Raw genomic sequence first — 14222 nt, 5'->3', positions numbered from 1 at the left:
TCAGAGCTTGGCCAGTTCGTAGTCGCCGATCTGATCGGCGAGCACCCGCAACTGGTCCTGCGTCGAACCCAGCGTGTGGTCGATCGCGGTCAACCGGGCCGTGTAGTGACCCACCGGGTACTCGGCGGTCATACCGATACCGCCGTGCAGCTGTATCGCTTCCTGGCCGATGTGCCGGCCGGACCGGCCGATCTGCAATTTGGCCCGAGCGGCGATCACCGGGTCGTAGTTTCCGTCGGCGATCGACATTGCGGCGTAAAGGTTCATGCTGCGGGCCAGTTCCAGCGACACGTACATGTCGGCGGCGCGCTGGGTGAGCGTCTGAAACTTGTTCAGCGTTACTCCGAATTGCTTGCGCGTCTTGAGGTAATCGGTCGTCAGGCGCAGTGCTTCCTCCATGGCTCCGAGAGCCTCGGCGCACAGCGCCGACTGGATCCGAATGATGGCGTTGCCGATGGCCTCGGAAGCGTCGGCCGCGTCCGTGCCCAGCGGTTCGGCGACCGCCTCGTTGAGGTCGATCTGGGCGCCGCGCTGGCCGTCGAACGTCGAATACGGCGTTACGGTGATGCCGTCCTGCGCGGGGTCGACGAGGAAGAGTCCGGTACCGCCATCCGGTAGCGCGGCGCTGACGACCAGCGTCTCGGCGCAGTCACCGGCCAGCACCGGATTCTTCTGCCCGCTAATGGCCCACGAATCACCTTGCCGCACAGCGTGAGTGGAGTCCGCGCTGGTCGCGGTGCGGCGACCCGGCTCAAGATGTGCAAAGGCCAGCAGCCGTTGGCCCGCGGCGACCGCGTCCAACAGTTCCTTTTGCGCATCGCTGCCGAGTTCGGCGATCAGCGATCCGGGCGCTAAAGCCGCGTGCACGATCGGTTCGGGCGCTAGCCGACGTCCGACCTCGGTGAGTACCGCCATGATCTCGAGTTGTCCGGCCTCCTGCGGCTCGAAGCCGAGGCCAAGAATTCCTATTTCGGCCAATTGATTCCAGACGTCGCGACTCCAGCCCAGGTCGGTGCCGATCACCTTGTTGCGGCTTTCGGCGTCGTAGCTGCGCGACAGCAGTTCCCGGGTGGTGTCGCGCAGCAGGGCCTGCTCTTCGCTCAACTGAAAGTCCATGACTGCCTCACAATCCGAGAATGGTCGACGCGATGATGTTGCGTTGAACTTCGTTGCTACCGCCGTAGATTGACGTCTTTCGGTAGTTGAGATAGGTCGGTGCACTGGATTGTGCCCACTGCGGTGAAGCGATTCCGTCACCGTTGACCGGCAATGCGTCGGCGCCGGCCACCTCGACCAGCAACTCGGTCGCGATCTGTTGCAATTGGCTGCCGCGCAGTTTGAGCACCGACGACGCTGGATTGGGTTTACCGCCCGAGGAACCCGACACTACCCGCGACTGCGTGAGTTCCAGTGCCAGGACATCGTTTTCGGCCTCGGCCAATCGTGCCGCAAACAGCGGATCGTCGAGCAGTCCGGTCTGCGCGGCGTACCGCTTGACTTCGGCCAGTCGCACTTTGGTGCGTCCCACCTGGGCGATGCCGGTGCGTTCGTTGCCGAGCAGGAATTTGGCGTAGGTCCAGCCTTGGTTCTCTTCTCCGACAAGCTGATTGGCCGGCACCCGGACGTCGGAGAAGAACACCTCGTTGACCTCGACGCCGCCGTCGATCAGTTTGATCGGCCGCAGCGTAATGCCCGGGGTGTCCATGGACATCAGCAGGAAAGAAATGCCGGCCTGCTTTTTGGGAGCCTGCGGGTCGGTGCGCACCAGGCAGAAAATCCAGTCCGCGTACTGCCCGAGCGTCGTCCACGTCTTCTGGCCGTTGACCACGTAGCTGTCGCCGTCGCGGACCGCGGTGGTGCGCAGCGAAGCGAGGTCGGAACCGGCTTCGGGCTCGGAAAAGCCCTGGCACCACCAGATGTCCAAACTGGCTGTGGGCGGTAGGAAACGTTCTTTGACTTCCTGCGAGCCGAACTCGGCGATCACCGGACCCACCATCTTGGTGTTGAAGTTCAACGGTTCCATCACGCTGGCCAACTGCATTTCGTCGGTCCAGATCTGGAACTGGGTGGGTGTCCAATCTTTCCCGCCCCATTCCACCGGCCAGTTCGGTACCGCAAGTCCGTGCTCGTGCAGCAGTTTGTGGTTGGCGACGATCTCCGCACGGCTCAGGTGCTGGCCGTGGCGGACCCGGTCCCGGATCTCGGCGGGGATTTTCGTGGTGAAGAAAGTGCGAAGCTCGTCGCGGAACGCGGCTTCATCAGGCGTGAGTGCCAGCTTCATCGGCAGCCTCCTTAGTCTTCAGGTGACCGCCGATACCGTCGCCCGGGCAGTCCTGCACTGCACGTTAGGCGTTAAGCGGCGGCAATCTTCAACCGGGTCGGCGCGCGTCGGGACTTCAGCTTCGGCGACGCCGCCACCACAGCAGCGCTGCCAGCGCTACAGCGGCGCCGGCCGCTGCGAGAGCAAGCGTGGGTTTGGCGGCTTGGGCCTTCTCCCGGGCCCGCGCGGGGACGTCGACCTTGGCGGAGAGCGCTTGCACGGTGGCACCCAGTTCGGCGCGGGTCTGCTCGATATCGGCCTTGATGTCGGCGACCTCGGCATCTGGTCCTGGCTCGGGTGTGCTCGGTTTCGGGGTTCGCTCAGCTCCGGTCATGACGGGCGTCCTTCACTTCCTGGATGTCTTTCTTGACGCTGGCGACGGCCTGCGGTGCCGCAGGAGTTATCTCCTCGGCCTGGCGTCGGCTGATCAATGCGGCCCCTCCGGCTGCGGCGAACAGCGCCGCGGCCACGATCAGCGCGGCGGCCCAAGTCGGCAGTGCCAGCGCCAATGCGGCGACCAGGGCGGTTATCACGCTGGCCAGGCCGAAGAAGGCCAACAGCCCCGCCGCCCCGAACAGGCCCGCACCCGCCCCGGCGTGCTTGGCCGATTCGACGAGTTCCTTTTGCGCCAAGCGCATTTCGTCGCGGACAAGTCTTGACGTCTGAGCGGAGAGCTGCGCCATCAACTCCCCGATCGAGGCATCGGGGGCATTGGGATCGGTGTTTAAACTCATCGGTTCACCTCCGTCAATTTCGCAGCGGTCTCGACACCAGCCGGCTGGCAGCTGCCTTGACCGAGTCGGGCAGCACTCTGTTGCCGATGCCCATGGCCTTGGTGAGCAGTGATTCCGCGACGACTCTGCGGTTACCGTTCATCAGTGCGTCGAAGCCGTCCTTTGCCACCTTGGCGGGATCGTCCTTCTGATTCATGCGACCCATCCGGCTGTTCGCCAAACCGGCCCGCCGGAAGAAGTTGGTGTCAGTTGGGCCGGGCATCAAAGCCGTGACTGTGACGTCGGTTTCGCGCAATTCGTCATGCAACGCTTCGGCGAGCGATTGTACGAACGACTTTGACGCGTTGTAGACCGCCTGATAAGAGCCGGGCATCATCGAGGCGATCGACGAGGTGAACAGCACCTTGCCGTTGTTGCGTTGCACCATGTCCGGCAGGATCAGCTTGGCCAGATAGACGGTTGATCGTACGTTCAAGTCGACGACGGCCAACGTGTCCTCGAGGGCGCTGTCGACAAAGTGCCGCCGAGGCCGACGCCGGCGTTGAGCGCCGCCGCATCAAGGTACTGGTCCGCACCGGAGACGTGTCGATACAGTTCTTCCACGCCTCCGGCGGTGCGCAGGTCCACCCGAATCGGTCGAATGTCGACGCCGGCGCCCGCAAGTTGTTCTGCCGCCTGTTGAATGCCAGCGTCCTCGGCGGCAATTACCAGGTCATATCCGTGTTCGACAAACCGCTTGGCGAGTTCGAAACCGATACCGCTGGATGCGCCGGTAACCAATGCCAGGCTCATGCGATCCCGGCTACCCCCGGGGTGGGCTGCCAAACCTGCTCGGCGAGCGGCATTTACCCACAGACTCGAATTCATCCACAGACCGCCCTGGTGGCGCGTCAGCGGACACCGGTGGTGACGGCGCCCGCGCCTACCGTCACGGGCATGCGTACCGAACTTCCCGCACAACGATTGCACCGACGGCTGGCCGATCCAGATCCAGAATGTGAAAGTCCGGAATCCGATGAGGACGACCCGAACTCGCTGCTTCCGCGTTGGCTGCCAGACGGTTCGGGGCAGCAAGGGTGGGTGTCCCGGTTGCGCGCCGATCCTGGTCGGACCGGTGCCATCGCGCTGGCGGTTATAGCCGCACTCGCCGTGCTCATCACGATCTTTACCATGGTCGGCGATCGGCCGGCGCCGGTCACCTCGGCGAAACTGCCACCGGTGGAACGGGTTTCGACGACGGGGCCGCGGGCGTCGGCGAGTCCCGGCGCGCCGCCGGGCGCGGACCACCCAGTCGTGGTCAGCGTCGTCGGCTTGGTGCGCAAACCCGGGTTGGTCACGCTGGCGCCGGGCGCGCGGATCGCCGATGCACTGCAAGCCGCCGACGGCCCGCTCGACGGTGCCGACACCATCGGGCTGAACATGGCCCGCCCCGTGGGCGACGGTGAACAGATCGTGGTCGGGTTAGCGCCGACGTCGGGGAAGCCGAGCGTGCTGGGAAGTTCGGTCGGGACAGGCAGCCCCGCTGCGCCGGCCACGTCGAGCGGACCGACCGCAACAGGCAAACCCAGGAGCGGGCCGTTGGATCTCAACACGGCGACTGTCGAGCAGCTGGATGCGTTACCCGGGGTCGGGCCGGTCACCGCCGCGGCCATCGTGGCATGGCGCCAGTCCAACGGCCGGTTCACCACTGTTGACCAGCTCGCCGAAGTGGACGGCATCGGCCCGGCGCGGCTGGACAAGCTGCGTTCCCTGGTGCGTGTCTAAGTGCCCGGGAGCAACGCCGGGGCCGCCAGAGCGTCTGGACGTGCGGCTGGTGCCCGCCGCGCTGGCCAGCTGGCTCGTCACGGCAGCGGGCACGCTGCGACCGATCGGGAGCACATTGGCCGGGTGTTGTGTCGTGATCGTCGCCGTTTGCGGTGCGCTGTGCTGGTGGGCGCGACGCCGACGGGCCGCGCGGCTGGCGGCGATCAGCGCCGGGTTGTTCGCGGTGGGTTTGGTGGGTACCGGATACGGGCTCGCGATCGCGTTGCGCGCCGACGAGGTCGCTCACCACCCGATCAGGGCGGCATTCGGCACCGGCGCGCCGGTGACGGTGGTACCCACTGAAAGCGCGCTAGCTGCCGGGAGCAGTCGGTTGATGTTCCGGGCTAACCTGCTGATGCTGCGGGACACCGAAATATCCGGTCGGGTAACGGTTTTCGCGCGTACCTCGGATTTCGACGAGCTGACCGTTGGCCAGCCGGTGCGGTTTGCCGCGCGCATCTCTCGTCCCACCCGGCACGATCTCACGGTCGCGGTGCTCACTGCGACGGGACAGCCAACCCTGGGCCGCGCCGGGCCGGTGCATCGGGCCGCGAATATTGTCCGGACGGAATTCACGGCGGCGGTGCACCGGGTGTTGCCGGCCGATCAGGCCGCGATGCTGCCCGCATTGGTACTCGGCGACACCTCGCTGATCAGCACCGGGACCAGCGGCGAGTTCCGGGCGGCGGGGATGACGCATCTGATGGCGGTGTCCGGAGCCAACGTCACCATCGTGTGCGCAGCCGTGCTGCTGTCGGCGTACCTGATCGGGCCGCGGGCGGCGGTGCTGCTGGCCGGGCTGGCCCTGACCGGCTTCGTCGTCCTGGTACAGCCGACACCCAGTGTGTTGAGAGCCGCGGTGATGGGCGCCATCGCATTGGTGGCAATGTTGACTTCGCGTCGGCGACAAGCGATTCCGGCGCTGGCAACGACGGTGTTGGTCTTGTTGGCCGTGGCGCCGCACCTGGCCGTCGACCTCGGTTTCGCGCTGTCGGTGGTGGCCACCGCCGCGCTGGTGGTCGTCGCGCCGACGTGGTCGCGCGGACTGGTAGTTCGGGGCTGGCCCAAGCCGATGGCCGACGCGGTCGCGGTCGCGGGAGCAGCTCAGCTGGTGACCGCGCCGCTCATCGCCGCCATCTCCGGCCGGTTCAGCCTGGTGGCGGTGGTCGCCAACCTGGTTGCGACGCCGGTGGTCGGGCCGATCACGGTGCTGGGCAGTGCGGCGGCGGTGCTGGCCCCGTTCTGGCCGGCCGGCAGCCAGCTACTGATCCGTTTCACCGGTCCCGAGGTGTGGTGGGTGCTGCGCGTCGCACACTGGTCGGCCGCAGTGCCCGGAGGCAGCGTCGCGGTGCCGCGAGGTGTTGCGGGATTCCTGGTCGTCGGTGGCGTCACCGTGCTGGTTGTCGTGGCATGGCGAAGGGCATGTTGTCGCAGTTGAGTCTGCGTCCAGGGTGCAAAAGTACGAGTGGACTAGCACTTTTGCTGCCGCCAGCGCCGAGTCGACGCTCCCACGCGCGGACGTCGGGGCCGCATGACACCATCTTGGGGTGAGTGAGGCTTCGTCGTTGCACCTGGTGCTGGGGGAAGAAGAACTGCTGATCGAGCGGGCAGTCGCACAGATCCTGCGATCAGCCAGGCAGCGGGCAGGCACCGGCTCGATCACCGAGTCCGCAATAGCCGACGTACCGGTGAATCGGATGCGCGCTGGGGATGTCAGCACCTACGAGCTCAGCGAGCTGCTGAGCCCCTCGCTATTCGCCGAGGAGCGCATCGTGGTGCTCGAGTCCGCCGGCGAGGCGGGCAAGGACGCGGCGGCGTTGGTCGCATCGGCCGCCGCCGACCTGCCCGCGGGAACGGTCCTGGTGGTGGTGCACTCCGGTGGCGGGCGCGCCAAGGCACTGGCCGGCGAGTTGCGGTCACTGGGGGCGCAAGTGCATCCCTGTGCCCGGATCACCAAGGCCAGCGAACGCAGCGATTTCGTCCGGGGCGAGTTTCGATCACTCCAGGTCAAAGTCGGCGAGGACACCGTCCGGGCGCTGCTGGACGCCGTGGGCTCCGATATCCGGGAACTCGCCTCGGCCTGTTCACAGCTGGTCGCCGATACCGGCGGGGAAGTGAATGCCGCCGCGGTGCGCCGCTACCACAGCGGAAAAGCCGAGGTGAAGGGCTTTGACATCGCCGACAAGGCCGTCGTGGGGGATGTCGCTGGGGCTGCGGAGGCGTTGCGGTGGGCGATGATGCGCGGTGAGCCCCTGGTGGTGCTGGCCGACGCACTGGCCGAAGCCATCCACACGATCGGCCTGGTGATGCCGTTGTCCGGCGACCCCTACCGGCTGGCGGGGCAGCTGAAGATGCCGCCCTGGCGGGTACAGAAGGCCCAGAAACAAGCACGGCGATGGTCGCGGGAGCGGTTGGCCCACGCGTCACGGCTGGTAGCCACGCTCAATGCGAACGTCAAGGGTGCGGTGGTGGATGCGGACTACGCGTTGGAATCCGCGGTGCGGCAGGTGGCGGAGCTGGCCGGGGATTAACCGGCGAAAGCTGGGCGGTCAGCCCAGCTTGTTCAAAGCGTGCGCCAGGGCCGACTTCTTGTTGGCGGCCTGGTTCTTGTGGATCACACCTTTGCTTGCGGCTTTGTCCAGCTTCCGGCTGGTCGACACCAGCAGCTCGGCCGCCTTGTCCTTCTCGCCGGCGTGAGCGGCCTCCCGGAACGCGCGGATAGCCGTACGGAGCGAAGACTTCACCGACTTGTTGCGCAGCCGGGCCCGCTCGTTAGTGCGGTTGCGCTTCTGCTGCGACTTGATGTTGGCCACGCGTGTAGTTCCTCAGTTCGTTTCGAATTGGCTTTGCTCGGGGTACCCGTGCATCCCGACAGCGACTGCCCAGGTTATCAGTCGGTTACGTTTTCGCCCAAAAGCGGAGTTCTGGGTCTGCCCGAGCGGGGGAATTGAGGCAGCATGACACAGGTGAGTCTTCCGAGCCAGATCGACGCAGCTAGACAGCGGTCGCGCGCCCGTTCCGAGCGCATTTTCGAGGGCTACAACACCTCAGATGCCTACGCGAACGCCTTCGACGAGATGTTCGACGCCCAGGGCAACGTACGCGGGCCCTATAAGGGCATCTACGCCGAATTGGCGCCCACCGACGCCTCAGAACTCAAGGGCCGGGCCGACGCGCTGGGCCGGGCGTTCATCGACCAGGGCATCACGTTCTCCCTGTCCGGCAAGGAGCGGCCGTTCCCACTGGACCTGGTTCCACGGGTTATTTCGGCCGCCGAATGGACTCGCCTGGAACGTGGCATCACCCAGCGGGTGAAGGCCCTGGAGATGTACCTCGACGACATCTACGGGGACCAGGAGATCCTGCGCGACGGCGTCATCCCGCGTCGGTTGATCACCTCCTGCGAGCACTTTCATCGGGAAGCCGTGGGAATCGTGCCGCCCAACGGGGTGCGGATTCACGTCGCCGGTATCGACCTGATCCGCGACGAGAAGGGCGACTTCCGGGTTCTGGAAGACAATCTGCGCTCGCCCTCGGGAGTGTCCTACGTGATGGAGAACCGGCGCACCATGGCGCGGGTTTTCCCCAACCTTTTCGCCACCCACCGGGTGCGCACCGTCGACGACTACTCCTCGCATCTGTTGCGGGCATTGCGCAATTCGGCGGCCACCAACGAAGCCGACCCCACTGTCGTGGTGCTTACCCCCGGGGTCTACAACTCCGCGTACTTCGAGCATTCGCTGCTGGCCCGGCAAATGGGCGTCGAGCTGGTCGAGGGCCGTGACCTGTTCTGCCGTGACAACCAGGTCTACATGCGCACCACCGAGGGTGAACGCCAGGTCGACGTCATCTACCGACGCATCGACGACGCGTTCCTGGACCCGCTGCAGTTCCGGGCGGATTCGGTGCTCGGGGTGGCCGGGCTGGTCAACGCCGCGCGCGCCGGCAACGTCGTCATCTCCAGCTCGATCGGCAACGGCGTCGGCGACGACAAGCTCGTCTACACCTATGTGCCCACCATCATCGAGTACTACCTCGGCGAGAAACCCCTGCTGGCCAACGTGGACACCTATCGCTGCTGGCTCGACGAGGAACGCGAGGAGGTGCTCGACCGGGTCGGCGAGCTGGTGATCAAGCCGGTCGAGGGGTCCGGCGGCTACGGCATCGTGTTCGGCCCGGAAGCTTCGGAGAAGGAACTGGCCGCGATCAGCAAGAAGATTCGCGAAGATCCGCGTAGCTGGATCGCGCAGCCGATGATGGAGCTGTCGACGGTGCCGACCCGCATCGAGGGCAACCTCGCGCCGCGCTACGTCGACCTGAGGCCGTTCGCGGTCAACGACGGCAACCAGGTGTGGGTGTTGCCCGGCGGGCTGACCCGCACCGCTCTGGTGGAGGGCTCCCGGGTGGTGAACTCCAGCCAGGGCGGCGGGTCCAAGGACACCTGGGTGCTGGCGCCGCGCACGTCTGAGGACGCCCGCGAGTTGGGTCGCGCCCAGGTGGTGCGGTCGCTGCCGAGACCAGTGCCCGAGCAGCACCCCGACACCGTTCTGCCGGCGCAGCCGATACAGCAGCCGCGCGAACCGCTGGTCGATCCGCCTCCACAGGAACAAAAACAACAGCAGCAACAGCAGAAGGCGGGTCGCTGATGCTTGCCCGCAATGCCGAAGCGCTGTACTGGATCGGTCGTTACGTCGAGCGCGCCGACGACACGGCCCGCATTCTCGATGTCGCCGTTCACCACTTGCTCGAGGACTCCAGCGTCGACCCCGACCAGGCGTCTCGGCTGCTGCTGAAGGTGCTGGGCATCGCACCGCCCGAGCACCGGCTCGACGTGTGGTCGTTGACGGACCTGGTGGCGTTCAAACCCAACACCGAGGGCGGCTGTTCGATCGTCGCCGCGATTTCGGCGGCGCGGGAAAACGCAAGGTCGGCAAGGGAAGTCACGTCCAGCGAAACCTGGGAGTGCATCAACACCACCTACCACGCCCTGCCCGAGCGTGAGCGTGCCGCCAAACGCCTTGGGCCGCATGAGTTTCTGGCATTTATCGAGGGACGTGCCGCGATGTTCGCCGGTTTGGCCGACTCCACGCTGTCCCGCGACGACGGCTACCGCTTCATGGTGCTGGGTCGCGCGATCGAGCGGGTCGATATGACGGTGCGCCTGTTGTTGTCGCGGGTGGGGGACAGCGCCTCGTCTCCGGCGTGGGTGACGCTGCTGCGTTCAGCAGGTGCGCACGACACCTATCTGCGCACCTACCGGGGAGCGTTGGATGCCGGCCGAGTGGTCGAATTCATGTTGCTGGACCGGCTGTTTCCGCGTTCGGTGTTCTACTCGCTGAAGTTGGCCGAGCACAATCTCGAAGAGTTGCTGCACAACCCACAGAGCCGCATCGGGGCGACCACCGAAGCGCAGCGACTGCTCGGACAGGCGCGCAGCGAACTGGAGTTCGTCCAGCCCGGGGTGCTGCTGGAAACGCTGGAGCATCGCCTGGCCGGCCTGCAACGGACCTGCCGCGACGTCGGAGATGCGTTGGCACTGCAGTATTTCCACGCCGCGCCGTGGGTGGCGTGGACGGATGCGCGACAGCGCGGAGCATTGATCGACAGTCTTGAGAATCGAGGTGAAGCCTGATGTGGCGGATGCGGGTGGTGCACACCACCGGGTATGCCTACCAATCGCCAGTGACCGCGTCCTACAACGAAGCTCGGCTGACGCCGCGGTCCAACACCCGTCAGAATGTCGTGCTCAACCGTGTGGAAACCATTCCCGCCACCCGGTCCTACCGCTACATCGACTACTGGGGGACGGCGGTCACCGCGTTCGACCTGCATGCGCCCCATGCCGAGCTGACCGTGACATCGTCGTCGGTGGTCGAAACTGAGCGCCCGGAGTTTCCGATCGAGAAGACCAATTGGGAAGAGCTGGAGTCGATCGCCGTCATCGATCGCTTCGACGAGGTGCTGCGGCCCACCGACTACACGCCTGCCAGCAAACGTGTTAGCGCCGTGGGCAAGCGGATCATCAAGAACCATGAGCCCGGCGAGGCGGTCGTGGCGGCGGCGCGCTGGGCGCGCAACGAGTTGGATTACCTGCCGGGTACCACCGGTGTGCAATCTTCGGGCCTGGATGCGCTGGAGCAGGGTAAGGGTGTGTGCCAGGATTTTGCTCACTTGACCCTGATCTTGTTGCGCAGCATGGGAATTCCCGGCCGCTACGTCTCCGGGTATCTGCACCCCAAGGCCGACGCGGTGATTGGCAAAGTAGTCGAGGGCCGCAGTCACGCCTGGATACAGGCGTGGGTCGGTGGCTGGTTGAACTACGACCCCACCAACGACACCGAGATCACCGAGCAGTACATCAGTGTGGGGGTCGGCCGTGACTACGCCGACGTGTCGCCGCTGAAGGGCATCTACTCGGGGCTGGGGGCGACCGACCTCGATGTCGAAGTGGAGATCACTCGGCTCGCATGAAAGGCGCTTTGGCGCCGCTCAGCCCTACGGACCGCCCAGCAGTCCTCGCGCGGGCGCATTGATCGCGTTCAACGTATCCCGCAGCCCCGATGCGGCGGCCGCTTCGGCGTTGGCGTATGCCGATCCAGCGCCGGTCACACCTTGGACGAACTGTTCGTGGAACGCCGACATCTGCTCGCTGATCTGCTGGTAGCCCTGCGCGTGCGCACCCCAGAACGCCGCCACCACGGCGGACACCTGATCGGCTGCGGCCGCCGGCACGCCGGCCGTGTGCTGGGCCGCGGCGGCGTTGGATTCGGCGATTGTCGATCCGATACCGGCCAGGTTGTTCGCCGCAGCCGCCATCGCCGCTGGTCCTGCGGAAAACCACGACATCCGGCAACCTTAAGTCAACTGACGGCGGACACGAATCAAAAGATCGTACCTTCGCCCCGCTAATTATTACCCCTAGCGGAGGGCTGCCGATGCACGAATTGGTAATTCGGCACCGGATCAGCCGCTGGGCCCCGGGCTGCCGTTGAGGCCGATGAGGCCACCGATGCCGCCGGCACCGCCCTGACCAGGCGTGCCGGCGTTGCCGAACTTGGTTCCGCCGGCCCCGCCGTTGCCACCGTTGCCGATAAAACGCGCGTCTCCGCCGGCGCCGCCCTGACCGCCGGCGACGGCAACGGCGATGCTCGCACCGCCGGCTCCGCCGGTCCCGCCGCTGCCGAGAATGAACGCGCCCTGACCGCCCGCGCCGCCAAATCCGCTACCCGAGCCGCCGTTGCCGCCGTGGCCGGCGAAGCCGAGCAGCCCGGAGCCGCCGCCTTCGCCGCCGCTGCCGCCGGAGCTGATGGTTTGGAACAAACCGGCACCGCCGTTGCCGCCGTCGCCCGCCCAGCCGAAGATCACCGCCGAGCGGCCGCCCCCGCCGCCATTGCCGCCGAAGCTGACCAAGTTCGTGTTGCCATTACCACCGGCGCCCCCGCCGCCGCCATTGCCGAACCCGAAGCCAGACGGGCCGCCGTCACCGCCCTGACCGCCGAAGATGTTGCCCGTGCCGCCGCCACCGCCGAGACCGCCGTTGCCGAGCAGGGCGCCGGCGCTGCCGCCGTTTCCGCCGGGACCTCCACTGCCCCCGAGGAGGCTGTTTCCGCCGGCCCCACCGATGCCGCCGTTACCGAACAGGAGAGCATCACCGCCGATGCCTCCGGCGCCGCCGCCGCTCACCAGGGCCCCGGTGGCCGCACCGCCTGCACCGCCGGCACCACCGTTGCCGTACAGCCAGCCGCCCGCCCCGCCGTTGCCGCCGGTGCCGCCGGTCAACGCGGTGGCGGCACCACCGGAGCCACCGGCGCCGCCGTTACCGAGTAGGCCTGCATCGCCGCCAGCTCCGCCAGTGGCCCCGGCCGCTGTGCTGTTGCCGCCGCGCCCGCCGTTGCCGAACAGGAGTCCGCCGGCCTCTCCGGCCGTCCCGATACCGGCCGCGTTCGTCACGCCGTCAGCGCCGTCGCCGATCAGCGGGCGGCCCAGCAGTTGCCGGACGGGTGCGTTGATGGCGTTGAACAGGTCCTGCAACGGGCCCGCGGCGACGACCTCGGCGGCTGCGTAGCTGGCTCCGCTGCCAGTCAGCGCCGCCACGTATTGCTCGTGGAACCTCGACATCGAAGCGCTGATCTGTTGGTAGCCCTGCGAGTGCGCGCCCCAGAACGCCGCGATGGCCGCCGAAACCTGGTCCGCCGCGGCCGCCGGCAAACCGGCCGTTTGCAGGGCCGCGGCCACGTTGGATTCGGCGATATTGGATCCGATGCCGGCCAGGTGGCCCGCCGCAGAGGCCATAGCCTCTGGTCCGGCGGCAAACCACGACATCAGTACCTCTTTGCTAGCAAACGGCAGGAGCGGATCGTACCGCGTCCGAGGCTCGAAAGCACAGGCTCGGGCCCGTGCCGATATTCGGTGTCGATAGTGGCTAGCGAGCTGCTCAGCGCCGGGCGTTGACCTCGACCCGGTGCAGATCGTCGCCGAGCTCGATCTGGCCGCCGAACTCACTGGCCGCCAACGCCCGCCACTGTTCCTCCTGGCCCGGCGCGATGGCTGGCACGTAGTGCGTGAGGATCAATGTCTCCACGCCGGCCCGGGCCGCGGTCGCGCCTGCCTCCTGCACCGACGAGTGGTAGTCGCAAATATCGACGAGGCGTTGCTGCGGAACATGGGTCAGGACGTCCTTGCGAATCACGGTGTGCACCAAAGCGTCTGCGCCAGAGGCTAATTCGTCCAGACTGGGGCAGGGCACCGTGTCACCGGCCAGCACCACCGAGGCGCCGTCGAACTCGACCCGAAACCCTATCGTCGGCGCTACCGGACGGTGATCGGTGGGAGCGACCCGGATCGTCACACCGTCGCGGTCCCATACCGTGCCCTCGGTGTGCTCATGGACTTCGACCGGCGGTGGCGCGTTGAGATCGGCGTGGTGGGCGATGCGGTAACCAATGTCGTGTCCGAATGCCTTGAGCATCGCGTCTACAACTTCCGCGGTACCGGGCGGTCCGATGATCTGCAGCGGCGCCGGATCGGGCGTGAAGTTGGTGACCCAGCTGGTGATCAGCACGTCGCCGAGTTCCGCGATGTGGTCGCTGTGCAGGTGGGTGAGTAGCAGCGCCGACAGGCCGGCCGCGCCGACTCCGACGGCCGCAGCCCGCTGCAGCACCCCGCGTCCGCAGTCGATCAGGAACACCTGGCCGCCGGCCCGAACCAAAGTGGCGGGTCCGGCGCGGTTGGGGTCGGGGATGGGGCTTCCGGTGCCAAGCAGGGTGACCTCGATCATGGGCCCATCTTTACCAGCCCTGGTCAACCTGGAATGACGATTCGGCCGCTCTGCATCACGGGTTCGGGTTGCTGGCGTTGTCGTCGCA

At 66.6% G+C, this 14222-nt stretch carries 14 protein-coding genes and 1 pseudogene; 6 read left to right on the top strand and 9 right to left on the bottom strand.

Annotated elements, in window-relative coordinates:
* From A5634_RS22895 to A5634_RS22875, 5 genes and pseudogenes are all read right to left on the bottom strand, one after another.
* Positions 1 to 1116 carry an acyl-CoA dehydrogenase family protein gene (locus A5634_RS22895; RefSeq protein WP_065146315.1) on the bottom strand — a complete coding sequence of 372 codons (1116 nt, stop codon included), beginning with the start codon at positions 1114 to 1116 and terminating at the stop codon, positions 1 to 3.
* Positions 1117 to 1123: 7 nt separating this feature from the next.
* Positions 1124 to 2281, bottom strand: coding sequence for an acyl-CoA dehydrogenase family protein (locus tag A5634_RS22890; RefSeq protein ID WP_065146314.1), 1158 nt, complete (start codon positions 2279 to 2281; stop codon positions 1124 to 1126).
* Positions 2282 to 2396: 115 nt separating this feature from the next.
* A complete protein-coding gene (locus tag A5634_RS22885) occupies positions 2397 to 2654 on the bottom strand; it encodes a DUF3618 domain-containing protein (protein ID WP_065146313.1) in 258 nt (85 codons plus the stop codon).
* Positions 2641 to 3054 carry a phage holin family protein gene (locus A5634_RS22880; RefSeq protein WP_065146312.1) on the bottom strand — a complete coding sequence of 138 codons (414 nt, stop codon included), beginning with the start codon at positions 3052 to 3054 and terminating at the stop codon, positions 2641 to 2643. Before A5634_RS22880 ends, A5634_RS22885 begins: the two co-directional genes overlap by 14 nt.
* A gap of 13 nt (positions 3055 to 3067) precedes the next feature.
* Positions 3068 to 3846 (bottom strand): annotated as a pseudogene (locus A5634_RS22875) (SDR family NAD(P)-dependent oxidoreductase).
* 144 nt (positions 3847 to 3990) lie between these two features.
* Between A5634_RS22875 and A5634_RS22870 the strand changes: the two are divergent.
* From A5634_RS22870 to holA, 3 genes are all read left to right on the top strand, one after another.
* The gene (locus A5634_RS22870) at positions 3991 to 4818 is read left to right on the top strand and encodes a ComEA family DNA-binding protein (RefSeq protein ID WP_065146311.1); all 828 of its coding nucleotides are present in this window, start codon (positions 3991 to 3993) and stop codon (positions 4816 to 4818) included.
* Positions 4819 to 4858: 40 nt separating this feature from the next.
* Entirely contained in the window at positions 4859 to 6295 is a 1437-nt protein-coding gene (locus tag A5634_RS22865; RefSeq protein ID WP_081290603.1) for a ComEC/Rec2 family competence protein, read from the top strand.
* A gap of 127 nt (positions 6296 to 6422) precedes the next feature.
* The gene (gene holA, locus A5634_RS22860) at positions 6423 to 7388 is read left to right on the top strand and encodes a DNA polymerase III subunit delta (RefSeq protein WP_155769677.1); all 966 of its coding nucleotides are present in this window, start codon (positions 6423 to 6425) and stop codon (positions 7386 to 7388) included.
* An 18-nt stretch (positions 7389 to 7406) separates the two neighbouring features.
* On the opposite strand, the gene rpsT is transcribed toward holA, so the two are convergent.
* Positions 7407 to 7670: a 30S ribosomal protein S20 gene (gene rpsT, locus A5634_RS22855; RefSeq protein ID WP_065146308.1), complete on the bottom strand. Its 264-nt coding sequence runs from the start codon at positions 7668 to 7670 to the stop codon at positions 7407 to 7409.
* A gap of 144 nt (positions 7671 to 7814) precedes the next feature.
* Between rpsT and A5634_RS22850 the strand changes: the two genes are divergently transcribed.
* From A5634_RS22850 to A5634_RS22840, 3 genes are read left to right on the top strand one after another with little or no spacing between them, the layout of a single operon-like run.
* Complete coding sequence (locus A5634_RS22850) at positions 7815 to 9503, top strand: circularly permuted type 2 ATP-grasp protein (RefSeq protein ID WP_065146307.1); 1689 nt, start codon at positions 7815 to 7817, stop codon at positions 9501 to 9503.
* Positions 9503 to 10489, top strand: coding sequence for an alpha-E domain-containing protein (locus tag A5634_RS22845; RefSeq protein WP_065146306.1), 987 nt, complete (start codon positions 9503 to 9505; stop codon positions 10487 to 10489). The genes A5634_RS22850 and A5634_RS22845 overlap by 1 nt, the downstream gene beginning before the upstream one ends.
* Positions 10489 to 11328: a transglutaminase family protein gene (locus A5634_RS22840; RefSeq protein WP_065146305.1), complete on the top strand. Its 840-nt coding sequence runs from the start codon at positions 10489 to 10491 to the stop codon at positions 11326 to 11328. The genes A5634_RS22845 and A5634_RS22840 overlap by 1 nt, the downstream gene beginning before the upstream one ends.
* A gap of 24 nt (positions 11329 to 11352) precedes the next feature.
* Here A5634_RS22840 and A5634_RS22835 read toward each other — a convergent pair whose 3' ends face one another.
* The 3 genes from A5634_RS22835 to A5634_RS22825 form a co-directional block, all read right to left on the bottom strand.
* On the bottom strand, positions 11353 to 11703 hold the full coding sequence (locus A5634_RS22835) for a PE family protein (RefSeq protein ID WP_065146304.1): 351 nt from the start codon (positions 11701 to 11703) through the stop codon (positions 11353 to 11355).
* A gap of 117 nt (positions 11704 to 11820) precedes the next feature.
* Positions 11821 to 13179, bottom strand: coding sequence for a PE family protein (locus tag A5634_RS22830; RefSeq protein ID WP_065146303.1), 1359 nt, complete (start codon positions 13177 to 13179; stop codon positions 11821 to 11823).
* Positions 13180 to 13291: 112 nt separating this feature from the next.
* Positions 13292 to 14134 carry a ribonuclease Z gene (locus A5634_RS22825; protein WP_065146302.1) on the bottom strand — a complete coding sequence of 281 codons (843 nt, stop codon included), beginning with the start codon at positions 14132 to 14134 and terminating at the stop codon, positions 13292 to 13294.
* Positions 14135 to 14222: the final 88 nt, after the last annotated feature.

Origin of the sequence: Mycobacterium asiaticum (genome assembly GCF_001673365.1) — a bacterium.
GTDB lineage: Bacteria > Actinomycetota > Actinomycetes > Mycobacteriales > Mycobacteriaceae > Mycobacterium > Mycobacterium asiaticum_A.
Note: the sequence above shows the minus strand (reverse complement) of the source record. Positions and strands in the feature narration are given on the sequence as shown.